The following is a 22,482-nucleotide window of genomic DNA, read 5'->3' on the forward strand; positions in this document are numbered from 1 at the left end:
CCCTGTAGCCATCAAGAAAGGGCCTGTCAAAGCGGAGGGTCCATGCAGTCGGAAAGGACGTCGGTTCAGGTGGTGGAGGTCGGGCGCGAGGAAAACGGTCGCAAGCTCATCTCCTTTCTGGAGGCACGGCTGGGGAGCCTTCCGACGGGTCTGCTCATGCGTCTGGTGCGCACGGGCCAGGTGCGCATCGACGGTCGTCGCTGCAAGCCCTTCGATCGCGTCCTGACGGGCCAGATGGTGCGCGTTCCGCCCGTGAACGTGGAACGCGGGGAAAAGCCCGCGCGCGACCTGCCGGGACTTCAACGCGTGTTCGAGAACGATGAGATGATCGTGATCGACAAGCCCGCGGGGCTGCCCGTCCACGGCGGCACGGGCTGGACCGATTCCGTGCACGACCGGCTCAAGGGCTGTTTCGAAGGGCAGACCTTTGTGCCCGTCCCGGTGCACCGGCTGGATCGCGACACATCCGGGCTGTTGCTCTGCGCCAAGACCCATGATTTTCTGCGCTCGATGCACGCGGCATGGCCCACGCTGACCAAGGCGTATCTGTGCTGGGTGGAAGGGACATGGGAATCGACCGGCTGGCGGACCATCGTCTCGAAGATGGCCAAGGCCGAAACGGGGCGCGGCGAGCAGGTGGTCTCCGGCCAGGGCAAGCGGGCCGTCTCCCACGTGCATCCATTGCTTACGGACGGGCGTAAAAGCCTGCTGCTGGTCGTTCTTGGCACCGGGCGCACCCATCAGATTCGGGTTCATCTGGCCGATCTCGGACATGCCATTGTCGGCGATCCCCGATATGGCCGGGGCGGAGGGCTTTTGCTGCACGCGGCCGCCCTTTCCTGGCCCGGACATGAATTTTTCGTCCTGCCGTCCTGGCGGGGAGAGTTTCGGATAGAGCGCATTTGCGCGCAGGACATGAAGGATATTCTCGCAACCGCTCCCGCCAAGGAGGGGGCCATATGACCAACCGTCAAGAATCCGCACTGTATTGGGCTTTGAGTCTTCTTCTGATAACGGCGGCAACTCTGGCCAGATACTGGTTCGTGGCCTCGGGACAGCTCAATCTTGCGCCCGATGAAGCCCAGTATTGGGACTGGAGCCGGAGTCTGCAGTGGTCCTATTATTCCAAGGGGCCGCTTATAGCGTTCATCAATTACGTGGGCACGGCCTTTCTGGGCGCGACGGAACTTGGCGTGCGCTCCGGCGCCATGGTCGGGGCGCTGATCATGCAACTGGCCGTACTGGGTTGGATCGGCATCTATATGAAGCGCATCCGCACCGCCTTCTGGACGCTGCTGGTGCTGAACACGACCATGCTTTTCATGGCCGGGGGCCTGCTCATGACCACGGACAATCCGCTCCTGGTCTTCTGGCTTCTGGGCATGATCTGCCTTGGCGTTGCCGTGGACAAGGGACATCTCGCGGCGTTTGTCATGCTCGGGCTGTGCCTCACGCTTGGGATCACGGCCAAATACACCATGGTGCTGTTCATGCCCCTGGCTCTTGCGGCCGCGTTCTGGATCGGGCGCAAGCAGGACATGCCCGCCCTTTTTTGGCCGCGGCTTTTAAAGACGCTTGGGATCGGGGGAGTGGCCGGGTTGCTGCCCATCCTGATCTGGAACGCCACCAACGATTGGGTCGGGATCAAGCACGTCATCTATCGCGGGGCCATGGCCGGGGACAAGGCCAAGATCTTTTTCGAGCTGAAGAACTTTCCCGAATATCTGGGCAGCCAGCTGGGCGTGGTCACCCCTTGGTGGTTCGTTTTTCTGTTCATCGGGGCCTGGCTGGTCGGTCGGCAGCTCTTGAAACGCGACCAGGAGCCCGTGTTCCCCTGGCTTTCCCGGTCCATGTGCATCATTTTGACCGTCTTCTTCTGGCCCGTGTGGCTCTTTTTCCTGTTCTGGAGCCTGCACACCAAGGTCGAAGCCAACTGGTCGGCCACGGCCTATCCGGCGGGCATCATGCTTGCGGCCCTGGCCGTGGAGCGGTTCGTGCACCGCGATCCTCGACCCAAATGGCGCTTCGCCTGGCCTGCCTTGGGCGCCGTCGTTTTCATCCTCTTGCATTTGCAGGGATTCATTCCCTTCGACAGTCCAAGGAATCCGGTGCACCGGCTCATGGGCTGGCAGGATCTGGGCGTGCAGGTGGCGCAGGCCAGGGAGGAGCTTGGCGGAGAGGAAACCGTTTTTCTCTTCGGGAGCGAATACGGTGTCACGGCGGAGCTGGCCTTTTACGTCCCGGGCCAGAAGCGGGCATTCTGCCTGGCCGGAGGGCGCAAGATGAACCAGTATGATCTGTGGCCCGGTCCGGACAGCGGGATGCAAAATGCGGTCTTTGTCTACAAGGGTGAAAAGGACAAGGTTTCAGACAGGGTGCAGCCCCTGTTCGAGAGCGTGGATGAGCCACGGGTGGTGGTCAGCGCTCACGGAAAACGCACCGGACAGACGTTCACCATCTTTCTTTGTCGGGGCTACAAGGGCGTGTGGCCGGAGCAGGAAGGCCGTTCGTTTTGACGTTGCGGGGACCCTGTCCCCGCCGCGTTTTATTTCATCGTGAGTTTAACGTCGCCCCGGATGCAGAACGACCGGGGCGGCACATCGATGGCCCGCACTCTGCGACGGGGCATTTCCCGGATCACAAGAGCTTTCTCGCTTCCCGCCACGCTTCGAATTCGGAAAGCCGGAGCCGATATCTGGCCAGCGTTCCCGGGTGCAGACGCTTTAATTCGTCCTGAACCATCTCGACAAAGGCATCCTGGTCCCGGGCCTCGATATGTTCAGCCGCAAATCGCTCCATGGCCTCCAGTACATCCTGTCGTCTGGAGCGCACGATATCGATGACAATCTCCCTCAACTGCGGCCTGTAGCGCAGGCGCAGCGGATCCGGGTCGGCCAGACTCTTGCGCACCGCCACGTACTCCTTCGCCGAACGTTCGTACGCCCAGACAAAAAGATCCCGCAGCAATTCGATGCGGTTCATTTCATATACGCCCAGGATAGCATCGACATACGTCCGATCAGGAACGTCGATGAATGTCAGCGGCGAAAGGTTGTTCTTGATAAGCGGAATATTGGCCGCAAGGCGTGAGACGCGCTTGTTCACATCCTCGAACGGCTGCAGATACGGAAGCTGGACCAGCATGAAAAACGCTTGCTCGAAAGGATCCGAAATGGCCGCCGCCTTGCCCAGAATGCCATGAAAACATTCTTCGATGACCTGTGGCATGGCCAGGGGAATGAAGACTGATCCGCTGATCTGCACCGGGCGGAAGCGCAGGCGTCCGGATGCATCCGGATCAGGCATCAGGTTCTCCGAAAGCAGGCCGTGCAGGCTGAGCAGGGTATGTACGTCAAAGCCCACGGACTCGGCGTCATCGAGTAACAGTTCGATGGCCGCCTTGTGGTTGAGGATCATCTGGGCGTCCTGGGCGCCCTTGCCTTGCGCATGCCGACCGAACTCGATCAGTTTCTGCGTATCGAGCCTGGAATAGGTGTTGCCTTCCAGACGGCTTGAGGCCCAGGACAAGTCAATCAGAAGCCGGTTCAAGATGGCCCGGCCATGCGTGCCTGCCGGTCGGCCGAACGCGTCCGTCTCCCCAATGTTCCGCAAATGCCTTCTGGTTGCCTCGTTCAGATACCAGGTCTGGCTTGGAACGTAATCGTCAAGAAAGTTTCGGTCATAACCAATCGGGGTCCGGCCTGTGCGGGGGCGCCTGACGTAGGCATAAATCTCTCTGCCTTGCTCCGACAGGGGAATGCCGTCCGTGGTGTCAAACGGCGCCGATGGCTCCGCCAGTTGCGCAGGAGCTGGCTTGATCGGGGTGGTCAACTGATAGACGGTGGCTCTTGCGCGGCCGGAAACGGTCACGATTCCGGTCGCAGCGAGTTCGGCCAGCCAGCGCTGCACCGTGCGTGGATGGGGCGGATTTCGCAAAAAAGCGCAGATGGCGGTGCTGGTCAGCCCGTCAGGATATTGAAGCAGAAGCTGCCGGATCTCTTCATGTCTTAGGGCTGAAATGTGCATGCGTGAACCTTGACGTGGCAAATGATGACGAATCACGACATGGAATATGTCATGATATGTCGCGATTTACAAGGTGTGTCGTGATTCGTGTCGCGATCTGCGCGGCTCAGAGCTTCGGGCCGTTGGCGCGCAGGTAGTCCTGGGTGGCCAGGAACGCGGCCTCGGTGTGCGGTTCGAAGGTGGCCGAGGCCTTCCGGCCGGCCAGGCCGCACCAGAGCTGGTCCCAGGGTATCGTCCCCTGGCCCAGGCCAAGGTGGGCGTCGGACTCGCCATCGTTGTCGTGCAGGTGCAGGTGCAGGCGGAAGGGAGCCAGGGCCGCAAGCCACTCCGCAAGATTTTGGCGTTTGCGTCCTTTAGCGAAACAGTGCCAATGCCCCACGTCCAGACAGGCTCCGGCCTTGCCGGAAAGTCCCCGCAGTACGCGCACATGATGATCCGGGCTCAGCTCAAACACGTTTTCAAGATAGAGCGGCGTATCTGCTGTCTGGCCCAACACCATCTCCCAGGTGCGCAGGGAGTTTTCAAGCCACGCTTCCTCGAAATGGGAATAGATGACGCTGTTGTAGTCCAGATGGGCGATGAAATGGACCGGGGCATAGATCCGGGCGGTGTCGACGGCTTGCAGCAGGCGCTCCCTGCTCGCCTTGCGGATCATGTGGTCGAGGCTTCCCGGACGCAGGTCGAAAAAGGGCAGATGCACGGCGCAGGTCAGTCCGGCATCATGAAAGATGCGGGCGGTTTTTTTGTGCCATTCGGGCGAAAACGTGTCGAGGGCCAGGGCGTCAAGGCCAAGTTCGGGGCTTAGCCCACGGGTCAAAAAGAGGTCCAGATATCGCGGGTGCTCTTCAATGTAGCGCAGGGGCAGGTTGGTGAAGGTCATGGCTGCGGCGCCGTCTCGTCGCTTGCAATGAGCCAGGCATCAAAGGCCCCGGGCAGAAAGAGGATGTTCCGGGAATTCCCGTCAGCCATGAGTTTGGCCTCGATGCCTTTTTTGGTGACGCGCACCACGGGTTCGGCGCTGTAGGGGTTTTTCTTTTTGGCCGCCATGTCGTGCTCAAGCGATGCGGCGATGGCTTCGCGGCCCTTTGCGCCGCTTCGAATGCCGGTCCGGTCATAGATCCGCACCAGGGTTTTGAGATCACCCTTGTCCCAGGCCTCTGCGCATTCCTGCAATCGTTCGCGAATCTCCTTGCCGACCAGCCCGGCGTAGTCCTCGCTTCCGCCCAGGTTCTGCGGAATCCACTCTTCGCCAACGATCTTCCAGAGCTCCACCTGGCGCATCCAGTACAACCTGCGCAGGCCCTGTTCCCCATGAGGAAAGGTGCGCTGGGCAAAGACCGAGACCATGTAGTCCGGCCCCTGCAGGACCTGCAGATTTTCCATGCGGATATCGACCCACTTCGCGCCGGCGAATTCCTGTAGGGTTTTCTGCCGGAAACGGGCAAAGCTCAGGTTTGATGATTTTTCAAAACGCGTGGGATCGTAGATCTCGAAAAAAGCATTCTCGCGTCGTTCACGGGCCTTGATCCAGCCCCAGGTGCCAAGAACAATCTCCGGGGGAGGCCCTTCCTTGCCCGTCAGGCTCACCGACTCCGCGATGACGACAGGCGTGGCGTGGATGCGCACATGCCGGTCCAGGGTGTCCACATCGTCGTTTTCAAGAACCACGCATCCAAGAGTCTGGCGCGGGCCGAAGCTGCGTCCCCGGCCGTGGATCATGATCCCGTTTCCGGTCTTGCCGTGGATGCGGTCCACGGGGTTGGGATAATTCAGCGGAAAGGCCGTGTTGCCGAAACTGTCGAAATCAAGGCCCCCTGTGGCCTTGCCCTCCAGAAAATAGACGCCTTCAGGGGTTTTGCGGTCGCCCTCCAGGAGCTTGCCGCCGCCGCGCATGCCTGTCGTGCAGGGCATATCCCTCATTTTTGTGAGTTCGCCGTTCTTGTTGCGGACCAGAAAGGCGCGTTGCCGACCCATGTCCACGGCCATGAATGCCGCAGGAGTGCTTGGATGTGCGGAAAAGGATGCAGTCCAGCTCTGGGAGCTGGACGGAGCGGCGGAGAGGACGGACAGGAACGCCGCGAGCAGGATGAAGGTGCGGGAACCCATTTTTTGGGGGGGGAGGCCGAAGCCTCCCTAGCTTTTCGCGGTTTCGAGCAGTTCTTTGCGGGTGAAGATGGTCTGCAGGTCGAATCCGGCTTTTTCCAGATTTTCCCGGCCACCCTGTTCGCGGTCGAGCACGCCCATGATGCCGACGATGTTGAGGCCCTGGTCGCGCACCCGTTCCACCGCCGTGAGCAGCGTGCCGCCGGTGGTGATGACGTCTTCGAGCAGGCACACGTTATGGCCCGGTTCGAAGTTCTTGAGGCCTTCGAGGTACTGGTTGGTGCCGTGACCCTTGGACTGCTTGCGGATGATGAATCCGGGCAGGGGATAGCCCTCCAGATGGGAGACCACGGTCACGCTCGATACCAGCGGGTCCGCGCCCAAAGTCATGCCGCCCACGCCCTTGACCCCGCCCTTGGCGCGGATCATGTCCAAAAAGAGCTTGCCGATGAGCCATGCCCCTTCGGGATGCAGGGCCGTGTGCTTGCAGTCGAAATAATAGTCGCTCTTCTTGCCCGAGGTCAGGGTGAAGTCGCCCTCGAGATAGGACTTCTCGATGAGCAGCCTGGCCAGGCGTCTCTTCAGATCAATCATTTTTTTCTCCTTAAGAGAAAACGCGGTTGAACACGGTTTGTTCGTGCCGCAGATAATAGTTCAGATCAAAGGCCTGGTCCAGTCGGGCGGAGTCGAGATGGGCGGTGATGTCGGCGCTGTCGCGCACGGCAGCCTCGAACGAGGTCCGGTCCTTCCAGCAGTCCATGGCCACGGCCTGGACCATGACATATGCCTCCTGACGCGGGAGACCCGCTTCCACCAGGGCGATGAGCACGCGCTGGGAGAAGAAGAGGCCGTAGGAACCCATCAGGTTGCGCTCCATGTTCTCGGGGATGATGCGCAGGTTCGCGAGCAGCCCGTTCAAACGGTTCAGCATGTAGTTCACCATGATGGTCGAGTCGGGCATGATGACGCGCTCGACGGATGAATGGCTGATGTCCCGCTCGTGCCACAGGGCCATGTTCTCCATGGCGGCCACGGCGTTGGTGCGCACCAGACGGGAGAGGCCGGTCAGGTTCTCGGCGGAGATGGGGTTCTTCTTGTGCGGCATGGCCGACGAGCCCTTCTGCCCCTTGCCGAAACCCTCTTCCACTTCCAGGACCTCGGTGCGCTGCAGGTGCCGAAGCTCCACGCAGATGCGTTCGATGCCGCCGGCGATGAGCGCCAGGGTGGTGAAATACTGGGCGTAGCGGTCGCGCTGGATGACCTGGGTGGAGATGGGATCGACCTCAAGACCGAGGATGGTCAGGGCGCGCTCCTCAAGCTCGGGTTCGAGCTGGGCGTAGGTGCCCACGGCGCCGGAGATCTTGCCGAAGCGGATGTTCTCCAGGGCGTCCACCCAGCGCTGTCTGTGGCGCTGGAATTCCGCATGAAATACCGCCATCTTGAGGCCGAAGCTGGTCGGCTCGGCGTGGATGCCGTGGGTGCGGCCCATGCAAAGCCTGCCCTGGTGGGTCTTGGCCATCGTCTCAAGGGTGCCGAGCAGCCTGTCCAGATCGGCCAGGATGATCCGGCCCGCCCTGGTCAGGAGCACGGCGTTAGCCGTGTCCACGATATCCGAGGACGTGCAGCCGAGGTGAATGTATCTGGCCGAAGGGCCAACCTTTTCTTCCACGGCGGTCAGGAAGGCGATGACATCGTGCTTGGTGGTTTCTTCGAGTTCGAGGATCCGGTCCAGTTCGAAATCGGCCTTTTCCCTGATGGTGGCCATGTCCGTGGCCGGAATGACATTCATGGCGTGCCAGCCTTCGCAGATGGCCAGTTCCACTTCGAGCCAGACCCGGAACTTTTGTTCAAGGGTCCAAATGTCGCCCATTTCCTTGCGGGTATAACGATCAATCATGATGGTGGGGGGTGGGTTGATGTTTGGAGTCGCGTGGAGATCATCCGCGACTGAAAATGAAAAAGGCAGCCGGAGCTGCCTTGGTCAGGACGCCGAAGAGGTTGTGTCCGGGGCCGGAGTGGACGAAGTGTCCTTTTTCTTGCCGTTGCCGCCGGATTCCTTGCTGTAGCCGGAAGCGTACCAGCCGCCTCCTTTCAACACGAAGGAGGTGTTGGAGATAAGCCTCTGGGACGTGCCCCCGCAGACCGGACAGACTTTTTCCCTGTCCTTGAAATCCTTCTGCCACTCTTCGAAGATCTGGCGACAGTCTTCACAGCAGTATTCGTAAATGGGCATGGTTACCTCCCTAAAAACAGGGCCTACTTCTTGGCAGCGGCCTTGGCTTCCTTGATGCGTTCCTTGATGCGCTCGGCACGACGTTTGCGGCGACGATCAATCTCTTTTTTTCGTTCGATTTTCTTCTGAGCCATTATGTATTCCTCCAATGGGATAAAATTTTAAGCTGATTCAAAGAAAGGGCACATATAATAGCGTCACGCCCTTTGTCCAGTCTCAATGTGTGTCAAAAAGCCTGTCTCATACGGGCTGAAGCGCATATTCCCGGGAGCCGAGCCCGAGGCTTGCCGCGTACTCCAGAAGATGGACGCCTCTTACGTGTCCGTGGATGGCCTCGAATTTGTCCTGTCCGGGCATGATGCCTTCGGGAAGGGCGCTCGGATGCAGGGGCTGGGCCTGGTTGACCAGGTCCAGGCAGGCCTGGTCGAGGGCCACCGGGTCCCAGGAGGCCAGCAGTCCCAGATCGGGACAGATGGGCGCATCGGAGAAGCCCGTGCAATCGCATCCGGGGCTGACCTGCTGGATGAAGCTCATGTGGAAGGTCCGCCTTGGCCTGGTCAAAAGCGCGGCCGCTGCATACTCGGCCATGCGCTCAAGAAATGTGTTCACATCCACCCGCCAGTCCACTTCCAGACCTCCTGCGCGGCAGACCAGGAAGCAGGCCGCGCAGCCCGCGCACTTGTCGCGGTCGATGGTGATCCTGCCGCTTGGGTCAAGGGTCAGGGCGCCGTGGCTGCATACTTCCACGCAGTTTCCGCAGCCGGTGCAATGCTCGGGATGGATGGTCGGACCTAGGCCGCAGTGCTGCTGCATCTTGCCCTTGCGCGTGGCGCAGCCCATGCCCACGTTCTTGATGGCACCGCCGAACCCGGCCAGATCGTGGCCCTTGAAGTGACTGATCGTGACCATCATGTCCGCGTCGACTATGTCCCCGCCCAGATAGGCGAACTCGAAATGCCTGCCGGGACAGGGGATGGCCCGTTCGTTGCCGCTTTTGAGTCCGTCGGCGATGATGACCGGGGCACCCAGGACATTGGGGTCGTAACCGTGGGCGGCGGCCTGTAGCCCGTGGGAAACGGATTCGCCGCGCTGGCCGACGTAGAGCGTGTTGGTGTCGGTCAGAAACGGCTTGGCTCCGCATTTGCGGACAAAGGCCAAAATGGGCGCGAGTTGCAGGGGACGCACATGGCCCGTGCCTCCGCCCTCGCCGAAATGAAGCTTGATCGCGGCCAGATCGCCGGAGCGAAGCTCCGCGCCCAGTCCGGCCAGCTTCAGCAGGCGCTTGACCTTGGCTTCATATGGAGCCTTGCGCGAGGCTCGCAGATTCCAGAAATAAACGGGTTCGGCCATGACTCACCTTGCGGGAATGGGTTCCTGGGCTTCGGTCAGCAGGAATCGGCCTTCCTGGATCCAGCGTTTGAGTTCCTCGGCGACTTCCCAGGAGAGAGTGTGACTGGTCAGGGGTGTGGTGGGCACATCCTTGCCTTCCACGCGGATGACTCCCTTCTTCAGGTCGGCAAAGCTGGCGTGTCCGTACTTGGACGGATATCCGTTGGGATAGTCCTCTCCGTAATCGACAATGGGCACGAGGATGTCCTCGTCGGCCACGCCGGTGAACCAGGCCATCTCCTCGTTCAGGATGGGGATGGGAATGCCCAGGCCCACGGCCAGGGAGCTGCCGTAGCCGACGATGCTCACCCCGCGCAGGTAGCGGGCGTTCATGCCTTTGAGGTCGCCCTTGACCATGAGGGTGCCCGAGGCGCTCATGGGCACTCCGCGCTCGTTGCGCTGGGGATCGGGAACATGCTGGGTGCCTTCGCCGATGACGTAGCCCACACCCCCGCCGAGGAAGATGCGGGTACCCAGCCCGATGGTTCTAAAATACGGGTCATTAAGTAATGGGCTCAGCTCGCCGGCCGTGGCATAGTTGGCGTTGCCGATGTTTGATTTGAGCGGGCCCATGTAAGTGTACTTGAGCTTGTCCGTGCGGTTTATGGCGCAGTTGTAATTCTGGTAGCAGTTGCGCGGATTGAAGAGGATGGCGTTGCGCAGCTCTGCCAGGGAGACGTTCTTCTCGATGGCCTTGCGCGGGTAGCAGTCCGTGCCGTAGGCTTCGGCTTTCAGGTGCACGCGCTTGCCCTTGACCAGATCCTCGATGACATGCCCGCCGCCGTATTTGAACTGGCCGGGATAGACCTTGTTCAAGGGGTCCTCTTCCGTCGGTTCGGTGGCGCCAAGATAGGAGTCCACCGCTGCAAGACCGGCATAGCAGGGCACGCCGTTGAGCCAGACCTTGGAGGTTTTGATGGTCGGAGGCTGCTGGCCGATATTGAAGATCAGGCCGGAGGAGCACATGGGCGAGAAAGTGCCGGTGGTGACGACATCGACTTGTCTGGCGGCCTTGACCTTGCCTTCCTTGCGAACTAAACTGGTCATTTCGCTGGCGTTGAGGACGACCGCTTTGCCTTGTCGGATTTTTTCATTGATCTCGGCGATGGTTCTGTGGACTTCAAATGGTGCGCTCATGCATGTCCTCCAAAATATATTATCGGGCCGCGGGCGGTCCGCAAGGGATGACTATGTCTGATTTGTACGCCGGAGTAAACCAGCCGCGGGCCGTGACCCATGCGGGGGGCAAGTGAGCAGCGCGCGGGTTGATGCGGCGCTGGCGCAGGCCTTTGCCCCGGAAGAGCTGGACAAATGGCGTTCATCCCTGGGTTTGAGCGTCGATGGCTCGGTGCTCACGGTGCGCTTTCCGCACAGATTTTTTGCCGACTGGTTTGAGAATCACACGCGGGCCCGTTTCGAGCAGGCCCTGGCCGGTTCCGATCTGACCATCTCCTATGAATGCCGGGACGGAAGCCGCTCCCGCATCGTGCGCGAGTCCCGGCCGGCGGCCCAGGCCCTGCCCTTTGGGTCCGAGTTCATTTTCGACAACTTCCTGGTCAACAACAAGAACTACTTCCCTCTGGCTTCGGCCCAGGAAGTTGCCCAGAGCCGGGAAGCTCCGTATAACCCGTTCGTGCTTTGCGGAGAAAGCGGGTCGGGCAAGTCCTTTTTGCTGCGGGCCATCGCCAACGCCAGGAGCGAGCATGGCGGGGACGGGACCTATGTGGGCGGCATTGAGGATCTGCACGAACTGTACTCGTCCCGGTCCGACGCGCGGAAATTTCTGACGTCCATGCAGCTTCTGGCGGTGGACGACCTGCAGGAGATTGCCCGCTATCGCTACCTGCAGGGCGAGCTTTTGGCGCTCTTCGATCACTTCCATCTGCAGCGCAAGCAGATGGTTTTTGCCTGTTCGGGCAAGGTCGGCGGGTTCACGTTTCTGGCGCCCAAGCTCAAGTCGCGCCTTGAGTGGGGCCTTAGCGTCATGCTCAAGGCTCCGGACCTGGACATTCGCACCCAATACGCCCAGTCTCGTTGCCGGGAGCGCCGTCTGGATCTCTCCAGGGACAGAATTCTGCTCCTTGCCCAGCGTTTTTCCGATTTGCGCAATCTGGAAGGATGTCTTCTGAAGCTTTGGGCCTACCGGGAGCTGGTCCATGACCATATTTCCGATGAAGAGTTTGACAATATTCTCAATTATCTGGACGATCGCGCGGTAACGAGCCTGAGTGTCGAGCAGATTCTCGACCAGGTTTGCGCCAGGCTCAACCTGAAGCCCGAGGACATCCTGTCCTCCGGCCGCAGGCACGACCTCGTTTTTGCCCGTCAGGTGGCCATGTACCTGTGCCGCAAGCATCTGGGGCTGTCGTTTCCGGAGCTTGGCCGGGCCTTTGGCGGGCGGGACCATTCGACGGTTCTCTACAGCTGCCGAAAAGTCGAACAATTGCAAAGAGATGATAAAAGCATAAAAAACATGTTACATGAGCTGAGCGATAAATGCCTGGCCATGAACGAAACAACCCTTGCCTAGTCAGGAGAAGGAGTCGGCGATGTTTTTGAAAGTGCGTAAGGAAGAGGTCATTGACGGACTGCTCAAGGCCGCGAACATCATTCCGTCAAAAACCGGCGCGGCCTATCTGCGCACGGTCTGGCTCAAGGCCGAAGGCGACACCATTTCCATCCTGGCCACGGATTCGAGCATCGAGTTCGTGGGCGTCTATCCGGCCGTGATCAGCGATGGCGGACTGGTCGGCGTGCAGGGCAAGAAGTTCTGCGAACTGATGCGCCGCCTCCCCCCCGGCGAGATCACCCTCAAGCTCGACCCGAGCGCCAAGCATCTGCACATCGAACAGGGCCGCCGCAAGTACAAGCTTCCCGCCAACGAATCCTCCTGGTTCCAGGACTTCAACCCGTTCCCGGCGGAAAACGCCGTGCTCTGGTCTGGAGACCTCTTCAAGGAGATCATCGATCGCATCGCCTTCTGCATTGCCGACGACGAAGATCTGACCAGCATGAACTGCATCAAGTTCGCGCCCGTGGAGAACGACGACGTGGAGATCTGCGGCCTGAACGGGCACCAGTTCGGCCTGCTCCGTTTCTCCAATCCCGATATCCGCGCCGTTCTCGGGCAGGACGGGTTTCTGGTCTCCAAGAAGTACCTGCTCGAAATCCGCAAGTGGCTGACCAACGACGAGATCGAGATCAGCCTTTCGGACAAGCGTTTGTTTCTGCGCACCGAGAACCGCAAGGAATCATTCAGCCTTCCGCTCAAGGCCTACGTTTTTGCCGACTACCGCAATTTCATCAACCAGTACAAGGATCGCTTCGCCTCCAACCTGGTGGTGGACCGGCACGAGCTGACCGACGCCCTGGACCGCATCTTCGTCTTCAACACCGAAGCCAACAAGGCCACGTTCTTCGATTTCGGCCCGGAAGAGCTGTCCCTCTACTGCCAGGGCCAGGACATTGGCGAGGGCACGGAGCTGATCAGCTGCCAGTATCAGGGCGAACTGTCCAAGATCGCCCTGCCGACCAAGGTCATCCTTGAAATCCTGGGGCACTTCGTGTCCGACTCCCTGACCTTTTCCTTCGTGGGCCCCTCCGAACCCTGCCGCATCACCGGCAAGGACGACCCCAACTACATGATCATCACCATGCCCGTGGAGATCACCGAAGACACCTATTACAGCGAGGAAGAGCTGTAGGCGTTCCGTGAAAACGGAGCCTGCACTCTTTGCATGAAACAAGAACATCCTATGACAAAAGCATCAACATATACCGCAGACAACATTACCGTCCTTGAAGGTTTGTCCGCTGTGCGCATGCGTCCGGCCATGTACATCGGCTCGACCAACACCAACGGCCTGCATCACCTGGTCTACGAAGTCATCGACAACTCCATCGACGAGGCCATGGCCGGCTATTGCGACCATATCAAGGTCGTCGTGCACATGGACAACTCGGTCAGCATCGTGGACAACGGCCGCGGCATTCCCGTGGACATGCATCCCAAGGAAAAAAAGCCCGCTCTCGAAGTGGTCATGACCGTCCTGCATGCCGGCGGCAAGTTCGACAACGACACCTACAAGGTTTCGGGCGGCTTGCACGGCGTGGGCGTGTCCGTGGTCAACGCCCTGTCCGAGTACCTGGAGGTCACGGTCAGTCGCGGCGGCCATCGCCACTACCAGCGGTATTGCCGAGGCGTGCCGCAGGCCCCCCTGGCGGTGATCGGCGAGACCGACAAGAGCGGGACCCTGGTCCGTTTCAGGCCCGACGAGGAGATCTTCGAGGAGCTTGATTTCCAGTACGACGTGCTGGCCAAGCGCTTCGAGGAACTGGCCTATCTCAATCCCGGCATCAAGATCGAATTTTTCGACGAGAAGACCCAGAACCGGGACGTGTTCAAGTACGAAGGCGGCATCATCTCCTTCGTCAAGAACAAGAACCAGGACAACGGGATTCACAAGGTCATCGGCGGCACCGGCGAGATGGAAGGGGTGAGCATCGATTTCGCTCTCCAATATACCGCCGGTTACAAGGAAAACGTCTTTACCTTCGCCAACAACATCCGCACCAAGGAAGGCGGCACGCACCTGCAGGGCTTCAAGACGGCCCTGACCCGCGCCATCAACACCTACATCCAGAACAGCGACGTGCCCAAGAAGCTCAAGCAGAAGGTGTCCGGCGATGACGTGCGCGAGGGGCTGACCGCCATCATCAGCGTCAAGATCCCCAACCCGCAGTTCGAGGGCCAGACCAAGACCAAGCTCGGCAACTCCGAGGTGGCCGGATACGTGGCGACCATGGTCTACGAGGCACTGAACCAGTTCTTCGGTGAAAATCCCAAGGACGTGCGGCTGATCATCGAGAAAGTCATCGACGCCGCACGGGCCCGCGACGCGGCAAGGCGGGCCAAGGATCTGGTGCGACGCAAGGGCGCCCTGTCCGACAACGCCCTGCCCGGCAAGCTGGCGGACTGCCAGAGCAAGGATCCCGCCGAGTGCGAAGTCTTCATTGTCGAGGGTGATTCGGCCGGCGGCTCCGCCAAGCAGGGCCGCAACCCCAAGTTCCAGGCCATCCTGCCCCTGCGCGGCAAGATTCTGAACGTGGAGAAGACCCGCTTCGACAAGATGCTCCAGAACAAGGAGATAAAAGCCCTCATCACGGCCATGGGTGCCGGCATCGGCGAAGACGACGTGGATCTTGCGCGGCTTCGCTACCACAAGATCGTCATCATGACCGACGCCGACGTGGACGGGGCGCATATCCGCACCCTGATCCTGACCTTCTTCTTCCGCCACTACGAGGAGCTCATCAAGCAGGGCTATCTCTACATCGCCCAGCCGCCGCTCTACCGGGTGCACAAGGGTTCTTTCGAGCGCTACATCAAGGACGAGGAAGAGATGAGCCAGTTCCTGATCCAGCGCGTGACCGAAGAGGTCGCCCTGGTTGTCCCGGACCGGGAACCCGTCACGGGCGAGGAGCTCAAAGGGCTCCTGAACACCATCCTGGCCCTGCGTGAACTGGCCATTGATGTCTCCAACATGGGCATCCCGGACGGATTGTTCATGCAGGTGGTCAACGCCCCCTGTGTCATCGAGCCCGATGAGCTGCGCGCAAGCGGGCCGGACGAGGCCTTGACGGCCCACATGGCCGCAGGCGGCTTTTCCCTTGAGCTCATCAGCGAGCAGGACGAGCCCCAGAACGGCGAGGCGCTGGACAGCGAGGCGCGTCATTACCTGCGCTTCATCGATGCCAACAATCATGTGATCCGTCTTGGCGTCGAATTCTTCTATTCCAAGCGTTATCGTCGGGCCGTGGAGCTTTTGGGCAGGATCAGGGAAGTCGGTTCCGGACAGGTCTGGACCATCCGGCACAAGGATACGGAGCTGGAGGCGACGGGTCCCTTCGACCTGCTGCGCCAGGTCCTGGATCTGGCCCAGAAGGGGATCAACGTGCAGCGCTACAAGGGTTTGGGCGAGATGAATCCGGAGCAGCTCTGGAGCACGACCATGGATCCCGAAGCGCGTACCTTTCTGCAGGTGACCATTGACGATGCGGTCGAAGCCGACGAGCTGTTCACCAAGCTCATGGGCGACAAGGTAGAACCCCGGCGTGAATTCATCGAGCGTAATGCCCTTCTGGTTTCGGACCTTGACATTTAGCTCGGGTTCAACAGCTTTTACAAGAAATTGAGGTGGATGTGTCCAACATCAGTATCGAAAAAGAACTTCAGAAATCATATCTGGAATATTCGCTGAGCGTCATCATCGGCCGGGCCATCCCGGACGTGCGCGATGGCCTCAAACCTGTGCACCGGCGTATCCTTTTCGCCATGCACGAACTCGGCAACACCTACAACCGGGCCTACAAGAAGTCCGCCCGCGTGGTCGGTGACGTCATCGGTAAGTTTCATCCCCATGGCGACTCGGCCGTGTACGACGCCTTGGTGCGCATGGCCCAGGAATTCAACATGCGCGATCCCCTGGTCGACGGCCAGGGCAACTTCGGCTCCATCGACGGCGATTCCGCGGCAGCCATGCGTTACACCGAGGTGCGCATGTCCCGTCTGGCCAGTTCCTTTCTGGCCGACATCGAAAAGGACACGGTGGAGTTTCGTCCCAACTACGACAACTCCCTGCAGGAGCCCTCGGTGCTGCCGACCAAGGTCCCGAACCTGCTGGTCAACGGCTCATCGGGCATCGCCGTGGGCATGGCCACCAACATTCCGCCCCACAACCTGGGCGAGGTGGTGGACGGAACCCTGCGCCTGCTCGACGACCCCAAGATGTCCATCGAAGATCTGATGCAGTACATCAAGGCCCCGGATTTTCCCACGGGCGCGCTCATCTACGGCAAGGCCGGCATCCGCGAGGCCTACCGCACGGGTCGCGGCTCGGTGCGCATCCGTTCGCGTATCGAGATCGAAAAGCGAAAAGGGGACCTCGAATCCATCGTCGTGAAAGAGATTCCCTACGCCCTGAACAAGTCCACCCTGGTGGAAAAGATCGCCATGCTGGTCAACGAGCGCAAGATCGAGGGCATCTCGGACCTGCGCGACGAATCGGACATGAAGGGCATTCGCATCGTCATGGATTTGAAGAAGGGCGTCTTCTCCGATGTGATCATCAATCAGCTCTTCAAGTTCACATCCCTTGAGACCAGCTTCGGCATCAACATGATGGCCGTGGTCAACAACCGTCCCCAGCTTTTGAACCTGAAGCAGGTGCTCGAGTATTTTCTCGACTATCGCCGCGAAGTGGTCATCCGCCGCTCCCGGTTCGACCTCAGGAAGGCCCAGCATCGGGCGCACATCCTTGAGGGCCTGCGCATCGCCCTTGATTTCATCGACGAGGTTGTCGCGCTCATCCGCGCCTCCAAGACTCCGCAGGAGGCCAAGGAGCGCCTGCGCGAGCGCTTCGGCCTGTCCGATATCCAGGCTCAGGCCATTCTCGACATGCGCCTGCAGCGGCTGACCAACCTGGAGCGTGAAAAGCTCCTGGAGGAATATGCCGAGCTCCTGAAGCAGATCGAGTATCTGACCAGCGTCATCGAGAATCCCGAAGTCCTGAAGTCCGTCATCCGTCAGGAACTCGAAGACCTGCGCGAGACCTTCGTCACGCCCCGCAAGTCCGAGCTTCTGGCCCATGATCCCGACTCCATCGACATCGAAGACATCATCCCCGACGAGCCGGTGGTCATCACCCTGTCCCGCAACGGGTATCTGAAGCGCACCAGCCTGGACAACTATCGCCAGCAGCGCCGGGGCGGAACGGGCATCACCGGGGTGCAGGTCGCGGAGGAGGATTTCATCACCTTCATCCTCACGACCTCGAACCACCAGTACATGAATCTGTTCAGCAACAAGGGCAAGATGTACCAGGTCAAGGTGCACCAGATTCCCGAGGGCGGCCGCACGGCCCGGGGCAAGCACGTGGCCAACCTGCTCCCGCTGGACAGCAACGAGTACATCGCCGCGGCCATGACCTGCCGTGATCTGGACCAGGAGAAATTCTACTTCTTCTACACCAAGCTCGGCGTGGTCAAACGCAGCTCCATTCACCTCTATCGCAACATCCGCGCCGTGGGTCTCATCGCCCTTGGCATGCGGGACGACGATGAACTCATCGGCGTGCGCGAGGTGGAGACCGACGACGAAATGGTGCTGGTCACCATGGACGGCTACTCCATCCGCTTCGCCTGCTCCGACGTGCGCGCCATGGGCCGCACCGCCACGGGCGTGAAGGGCCTGGCTCTGCGCAAGGGCGATCAGGTCGTGGCCGGCGTGGTGGTCAACAAGGACACCCAGCAGGAGCTCTTGACCATCGCGGAGAACGGCTACGGCAAGCGTACCCAGGTCGAGCACTTCCGGGCCCAGTCGCGCGGCGGCAAGGGCATCATCAACATGCGCATCACGCCCAAGACCGGCAAGGTGGTCGGGGCCATGATGGTCTATCCCACGGATGAGCTCATCCTCCTGACCTCGGGCAGCAAGATCATCCGCATCGGCATCTCCGACATCAGCCTGGTCGGCCGGGCCACCCAGGGCGTGCGCCTGGTCCGCCTTGAAGACGATCAGACCGTGGTCTGCTTCGATCATGTGCCGACCGATGCCCCGGAAGTCAGCGGCGTGCCTCGTGCCAGCGTGCCTGCCGAAAAGACGGCCCCGGACGATTCCGAGGTCCTGGACGATGATACGGATCTGCCCGATGACGACGAGGCGCTGGACGAATCCGAGGACTTGCAGGAATAGATCGCTTGGTTTTTGAATGAAGATATGGGCGCGCTCCGATGGGGGCGCGCCTTTTTTTGAGCGCCCGCCCATGTTTGCCGTCGCACTGGACGTCAAGAGGCGTGTCGTGTAAGGGCCCATGGCATGAAACGTGTACGAAAGACCGTGCGTGACGCAAGCAACAGGGACGGGCGAGAAGCCGGGTCCCTTTTTTTTGGTCACGATGCAATCACAACCCCCGCAGGGGCGGCAAGGCGGAGCTATGAATTGGCGGCATAAGGACCTTTTGGAGATTTCCCAGCTCGATCCCGATGAGATCGCCCATATTTTCGAGACGGCGGCCCGGTTCGCGGAAGTGAATCAGCGGCCCATCAAGAAGGTGCCCATCCTGAAGGGCAAGAGCGTGGTCCTCTTCTTTGCCGAGGCCTCCACGCGCACCAAGACCTCGTTCGACATGGCCGGCAAGCGCCTGTCCGCCGACACCTTCAGCCTGACCAAGTCCGGCAGCTCCCTGCAGAAGGGCGAGAGCCTGAAAGACACGGCCCTGACCCTGCAGGCCATGAACCCCGACGCCATCGTCATCCGACACTGGGACAGCGGGGCGGCACGGTTCCTGGCCGAACGCCTCGACTGCTCCATCATCAACGCCGGGGACGGCTGGCATGCCCATCCGACCCAGGCCCTGCTGGACGGCTTCACCCTGCATCAGGTCTGGGGCTCCTTTGCGGGCAAGACCGTGTGCATCCTCGGCGACGTCGCCCACAGCCGGGTGGCCCGTTCGGATGTGGAACTGCTGACCATGCTCGGGGCCCGGGTCCGCATTTGCGCTCCGCGCACACTGCTGCCGGCCATGGTCCAAACCTGGCCGGTGGAGGTTTTTTCCGACGTGGCCAAGGCCTGCGAGGGAGTGGACGCGGTCATCTGCCTGCGCCTGCAACTGGAGCGGCAGCAGGCGGGGCTGCTGCCGGATCTGCGCGAGTACGCCTGCACCTACGGACTCAGCCCCAGGCATCTGGAAAAGGCCAAAGCGGATGTGAAGATCATGCATCCAGGGCCCATGAATAGGGGCCTTGAGATCGCTTCCGAGCTGGCCGATTGCGGGGCGAGCCTGGTCCTGGATCAGGTCGCCTCGGGCGTGGCCGTGCGCATGACCCTTTTGCATCTCTATCTGACCAGGGCTCGGATTTCGGCATGATAAATTTCAGGATGGTGGTACCATGGCACATGTAGACTTTTTTATTCGCAATGTTTCCTGGCAGGATCGCACCTGCGACCTGCTCATCGGCGAGGGCCGCGTTCTCGAACTTGCCGAGGCCGGAACTGTTGCCGCGCCCCAAGGCGCGTCCGGGACCGAGATCTTCGATGCCGCCGGGTTGACCCTTCTGCCGAGCCTCATCGACGCCCACGTGCATCTGCGCGAGCCCGGTCAGGAGTACAAGGAGGACATCGCCTCGGGCCTGTCCGCAGCGGCCGGGGGAGGCTTCGGCCAGGTCATGGCCATGGCCAATACCAGCCCCGTCAACGACAACGCCTCCGTGACCCGCTTCATGCTGCAAAAAGCCGCCGAGAGCTTTGCGCACGGTCCCTGGGTGCGGCCCGTCGGGGCGCTTACCGTGGGCCTTCTGGGCAAGGAGCTGGCCGCGGCCGGGGAATTGGCCCGGGCCGGATGCGTGGCCCTGTCCAACGACGGCCTGCCTGTCGAGAACACGGAACTTTTCCGGCGGGCCATGGAATACGCGGCGGATTTCGGCCTGAAGGTCATCGATCACTGCGAGGATCCATGGCTGGGCAAGGGCGGAGTCATGAACGAGGGCGAGGTATCGAGCCGTCTCGGCCTGAAGGGCATTCCGACCGTGTCCGAGGCCATGCAGGTCGCCCGCGACATCCTGCTGGCCTCCTATCTGGACCTGCCCATCCATCTGGCTCACATCAGTTGCAGGCAGTCCGTGGAGCTCATCGCGGGAGCCAAGGAGCGCGGCGTCAAGGTCACGGCCGAGACCTGCCCGCACTATCTGCTCTGGGACGAATCGCGGGTCGAGGGATATGACACCAGCGTGCGCGTCAATCCGCCCCTGCGCACCCGCGACGACGTGCTGGCCCTGCGCCAGGCTGTGCGCACGGGAGTCATCGACATTCTGGTCACGGACCACGCGCCCCACGCGGCTCACGAAAAGGAAGTGACCTTCGCCGATGCGCCCAGCGGCATCTCCGGCCTCGATACGGCCCTGTCCCTGACCTATGAACTGGTGCGCAGCGGAGAGCTTGAATTTGCCGACATAAGCCGCCTGTGGTGCTGGAACACGGCCGCCATCTTCGGCCTGCCCGCCAACCGCATGCAGCCCGGCGACCCTGCGGACTTTGTGCTTTTTGATCCTGATCTGGCCTGGGTGGCCACGGCCGGGGCCCTTTTGTCCAAGGGCAAGAACACGCCCTGTCTCGACAAGGAGATTCCGGGTCGGGTCATGGCCCATTTTCTGGGCGGCCGGGCCGTTTTTTCCAGGCTGGAGGCGATCACCCTGAAGCGCCCGTGACGCGGGGGCGGGCCTGAACCGATTTTGCAATCAGGGGGCACGGAAAGAATATGGCCAACATACTTATCGTAGATGACGACCTGAGCCTGCGCGAAGTCCTTGAAATCGCCCTGATCAAGAAGGGGCATTCGGTCTGGACCGCGCCCGATTCGGCTTCGGCCCTGGCCGTGCTGCAGCAGCATTCCATCGGCCTCATCCTGCTGGACCTGCGTCTGGGCCGGGAAAGCGGGATCGATCTGCTGGTCCGCATTCGCGAGACCTGGGCCGATGTGCCCGTGCTCATGGTCACGGCCTACGCCGACGCCAAGAGTGCCATCACGGCCATGAAGCACGGCGCCAAGGACTACATCTCCAAACCCTTTGAACTCGACGACCTGCTCTACACGGTGGAGCGCACTCTTGAGACGGCCCGCCTCAAGGAGGAAAACGACTGGCTCAAGGGGCAGATCAGCAAACAGTACGGCGAGATCATCGGCCAGAGCCGGCAGATGCAGGCTGTCTTCGATCTGGTGCGGCGCATCGCCCCGACAAACATCAGCGTGCTCGTGACCGGCGAGTCGGGCACGGGCAAGGAGCTTTTCGCCCGCTGCATTCACAGCCAGAGCCAGCGCGCCAAGCAACCGTTTCTGGCCATCAATTGCGGCGGATTGCCGGAGAATCTGGTGGAGAGCGAGCTGTTCGGCTTTCGCAAGGGCGCCTTCACCAGCGCCGATCGGGCCAAGAAGGGCCTCCTGGAAATGGCCGAGGGCGGCACCCTTTTTCTGGACGAGGTGGGCGAACTGGCCCATTCGACCCAGGTCAAACTGCTGCGCTACGTGCAGGAGCGCTGCTTCATCCCTCTTGGCGGGACCGAAGAGATGCGCTCGGATGTGCGCATCATCGCGGCGACCAACCGCAACGTCGAGCAAAGCGTGGCCGACGGCGATTTTCGCGAGGATCTTTACTACCGTCTGAGCGGGGTCAAGGTGCATCTTCCGCCTCTGCGCGAACGGGGGGACGACGTCCTGGCCCTGGCCGAGCATTTTCTGGAGAAGGCCTGCCGCGCCCAGAAGCGTCAGTTGCGGGGCTTTACGGCCGAAGCGCGCAAAAAACTCCTGGCCTATGGATATCCCGGCAACGTGCGTGAACTCGAAAACATCGTGGAGCGCGCCGTGGCCCTTGAACCCGGGGATACCGTCACGGCGGATTCCCTGGTCATCTACGAGAAAATCACTTCCACGGATCAGGATGGCGGAATCCAGAAGGTCCTGTCCGGGCAGATGACCCTCGACGAATATCTCGCCGTACACGAGCACAAGGTCATTTCCGAGGCGCTGCGGCGCTGTGGAGGGCATAAGGGGCGGGCTGCGGAGATGGTCGGACTCAACTTCCGGCAGTTCCGCTACCGCTTGACCAAGTCGGGGGAAAAAGATGAAGATATTTAGATTGCATCCGATTATCCGATGCAGACCTTTTCACGAACACGACCA

At 60.8% G+C, this 22,482-nt stretch carries 17 protein-coding genes; 9 read left to right on the top strand and 8 right to left on the bottom strand.

The window, feature by feature from the left end:
* Nucleotides 1-42: 42 nt before the first annotated feature.
* Together H4684_RS02725 and H4684_RS02730 are read left to right on the top strand one after the other, a co-directional pair.
* Nucleotides 43-963 (top strand): RluA family pseudouridine synthase, encoded by a 921-nt coding sequence (locus tag H4684_RS02725; RefSeq protein WP_092189835.1) that lies wholly within the window; start codon nt 43-45, stop codon nt 961-963.
* The gene (locus H4684_RS02730; protein ID WP_192622743.1) at nt 960-2,516 is read left to right on the top strand and encodes an ArnT family glycosyltransferase; all 1,557 of its coding nucleotides are present in this window, start codon (nt 960-962) and stop codon (nt 2,514-2,516) included. The genes H4684_RS02725 and H4684_RS02730 overlap by 4 nt, the downstream gene beginning before the upstream one ends.
* A 121-nt stretch (nt 2,517-2,637) precedes the next feature.
* Here H4684_RS02730 and H4684_RS02735 read toward each other — a convergent pair whose 3' ends face one another.
* The 8 genes from H4684_RS02735 to H4684_RS02770 all read right to left on the bottom strand — a co-directional run bounded on the left by H4684_RS02735 (nt 2,638) and on the right by H4684_RS02770 (nt 10,888).
* Complete coding sequence (locus H4684_RS02735; RefSeq protein ID WP_192622744.1) at nt 2,638-4,026, bottom strand: Fic family protein; 1,389 nt, start codon at nt 4,024-4,026, stop codon at nt 2,638-2,640.
* Nucleotides 4,027-4,132: 106 nt separating this feature from the next.
* Nucleotides 4,133-4,906 (bottom strand): sugar phosphate isomerase/epimerase family protein, encoded by a 774-nt coding sequence (locus H4684_RS02740; protein WP_192622745.1) that lies wholly within the window; start codon nt 4,904-4,906, stop codon nt 4,133-4,135.
* On the bottom strand, nt 4,903-6,132 hold the full coding sequence (locus H4684_RS02745; RefSeq protein WP_192622746.1) for a L,D-transpeptidase family protein: 1,230 nt from the start codon (nt 6,130-6,132) through the stop codon (nt 4,903-4,905). The genes H4684_RS02740 and H4684_RS02745 overlap by 4 nt, the downstream gene beginning before the upstream one ends.
* 27 nt (nt 6,133-6,159) lie before the next feature.
* A complete protein-coding gene (pyrE, locus tag H4684_RS02750) occupies nt 6,160-6,723 on the bottom strand; it encodes an orotate phosphoribosyltransferase (RefSeq protein WP_092189825.1) in 564 nt (187 codons plus the stop codon).
* 10 nt (nt 6,724-6,733) lie between these two features.
* Nucleotides 6,734-8,026: an adenylosuccinate lyase gene (gene purB, locus H4684_RS02755; protein WP_092189823.1), complete on the bottom strand. Its 1,293-nt coding sequence runs from the start codon at nt 8,024-8,026 to the stop codon at nt 6,734-6,736.
* 84 nt (nt 8,027-8,110) lie between these two features.
* On the bottom strand, nt 8,111-8,362 hold the full coding sequence (locus H4684_RS02760) for an FmdB family zinc ribbon protein (RefSeq protein ID WP_092189821.1): 252 nt from the start codon (nt 8,360-8,362) through the stop codon (nt 8,111-8,113).
* A 240-nt stretch (nt 8,363-8,602) separates the two neighbouring features.
* Nucleotides 8,603-9,712, bottom strand: coding sequence for a DUF362 domain-containing protein (locus H4684_RS02765; protein WP_192622747.1), 1,110 nt, complete (start codon nt 9,710-9,712; stop codon nt 8,603-8,605).
* Nucleotides 9,713-9,715: 3 nt separating this feature from the next.
* On the bottom strand, nt 9,716-10,888 hold the full coding sequence (locus H4684_RS02770) for a homocysteine biosynthesis protein (protein ID WP_092189817.1): 1,173 nt from the start codon (nt 10,886-10,888) through the stop codon (nt 9,716-9,718).
* Nucleotides 10,889-11,000: 112 nt separating this feature from the next.
* Between H4684_RS02770 and H4684_RS02775 the strand changes: the two genes are divergently transcribed.
* From H4684_RS02775 to H4684_RS02805, 7 genes are all read left to right on the top strand, one after another.
* Nucleotides 11,001-12,281 (top strand): helix-turn-helix domain-containing protein, encoded by a 1,281-nt coding sequence (locus H4684_RS02775; RefSeq protein ID WP_092189815.1) that lies wholly within the window; start codon nt 11,001-11,003, stop codon nt 12,279-12,281.
* Between the two features lie 19 nt (nt 12,282-12,300).
* Complete coding sequence (dnaN, locus tag H4684_RS02780; RefSeq protein WP_192622748.1) at nt 12,301-13,455, top strand: DNA polymerase III subunit beta; 1,155 nt, start codon at nt 12,301-12,303, stop codon at nt 13,453-13,455.
* A gap of 51 nt (nt 13,456-13,506) precedes the next feature.
* Nucleotides 13,507-15,915 carry a DNA topoisomerase (ATP-hydrolyzing) subunit B gene (gene gyrB, locus H4684_RS02785; protein WP_192622749.1) on the top strand — a complete coding sequence of 803 codons (2,409 nt, stop codon included), beginning with the start codon at nt 13,507-13,509 and terminating at the stop codon, nt 15,913-15,915.
* 38 nt (nt 15,916-15,953) lie between these two features.
* Nucleotides 15,954-18,503 (top strand): DNA gyrase subunit A, encoded by a 2,550-nt coding sequence (gyrA, locus tag H4684_RS02790; RefSeq protein ID WP_192622750.1) that lies wholly within the window; start codon nt 15,954-15,956, stop codon nt 18,501-18,503.
* Between the two features lie 241 nt (nt 18,504-18,744).
* On the top strand, nt 18,745-19,677 hold the full coding sequence (locus H4684_RS02795) for an aspartate carbamoyltransferase catalytic subunit (RefSeq protein WP_092189807.1): 933 nt from the start codon (nt 18,745-18,747) through the stop codon (nt 19,675-19,677).
* A 22-nt stretch (nt 19,678-19,699) separates the two neighbouring features.
* Nucleotides 19,700-21,013 (top strand): dihydroorotase, encoded by a 1,314-nt coding sequence (locus H4684_RS02800; protein WP_092189805.1) that lies wholly within the window; start codon nt 19,700-19,702, stop codon nt 21,011-21,013.
* A 50-nt stretch (nt 21,014-21,063) separates the two neighbouring features.
* Nucleotides 21,064-22,437, top strand: coding sequence for a sigma-54-dependent transcriptional regulator (locus tag H4684_RS02805; protein ID WP_192622751.1), 1,374 nt, complete (start codon nt 21,064-21,066; stop codon nt 22,435-22,437).
* Nucleotides 22,438-22,482 lie beyond the last annotated feature (45 nt).

This window comes from Desulfomicrobium macestii, from assembly GCF_014873765.1.
GTDB lineage: Bacteria > Desulfobacterota > Desulfovibrionia > Desulfovibrionales > Desulfomicrobiaceae > Desulfomicrobium > Desulfomicrobium macestii.

Coding starts and splice junctions, on each gene's coding strand:
- H4684_RS02740 (WP_192622745.1), bottom strand. CDS start 4,906: ATGACCTTCACCAACCTGCCCCTGCGCTACATTGAAGAGCACCCGCGA.
- purB (WP_092189823.1), bottom strand. CDS start 8,026: ATGATTGATCGTTATACCCGCAAGGAAATGGGCGACATTTGGACCCTT.
- H4684_RS02800 (WP_092189805.1), top strand. CDS start 19,700: ATGGCACATGTAGACTTTTTTATTCGCAATGTTTCCTGGCAGGATCGC.
- H4684_RS02765 (WP_192622747.1), bottom strand. CDS start 9,712: ATGGCCGAACCCGTTTATTTCTGGAATCTGCGAGCCTCGCGCAAGGCT.
- gyrB (WP_192622749.1), top strand. CDS start 13,507: ATGACAAAAGCATCAACATATACCGCAGACAACATTACCGTCCTTGAA.
- H4684_RS02735 (WP_192622744.1), bottom strand. CDS start 4,026: ATGCACATTTCAGCCCTAAGACATGAAGAGATCCGGCAGCTTCTGCTT.
- H4684_RS02795 (WP_092189807.1), top strand. CDS start 18,745: ATGAATTGGCGGCATAAGGACCTTTTGGAGATTTCCCAGCTCGATCCC.
- H4684_RS02745 (WP_192622746.1), bottom strand. CDS start 6,132: ATGGGTTCCCGCACCTTCATCCTGCTCGCGGCGTTCCTGTCCGTCCTC.
- pyrE (WP_092189825.1), bottom strand. CDS start 6,723: ATGATTGATCTGAAGAGACGCCTGGCCAGGCTGCTCATCGAGAAGTCC.
- H4684_RS02725 (WP_092189835.1), top strand. CDS start 43: ATGCAGTCGGAAAGGACGTCGGTTCAGGTGGTGGAGGTCGGGCGCGAG.
- H4684_RS02760 (WP_092189821.1), bottom strand. CDS start 8,362: ATGCCCATTTACGAATACTGCTGTGAAGACTGTCGCCAGATCTTCGAA.
- H4684_RS02805 (WP_192622751.1), top strand. CDS start 21,064: ATGGCCAACATACTTATCGTAGATGACGACCTGAGCCTGCGCGAAGTC.
- H4684_RS02770 (WP_092189817.1), bottom strand. CDS start 10,888: ATGAGCGCACCATTTGAAGTCCACAGAACCATCGCCGAGATCAATGAA.
- H4684_RS02730 (WP_192622743.1), top strand. CDS start 960: ATGACCAACCGTCAAGAATCCGCACTGTATTGGGCTTTGAGTCTTCTT.
- dnaN (WP_192622748.1), top strand. CDS start 12,301: ATGTTTTTGAAAGTGCGTAAGGAAGAGGTCATTGACGGACTGCTCAAG.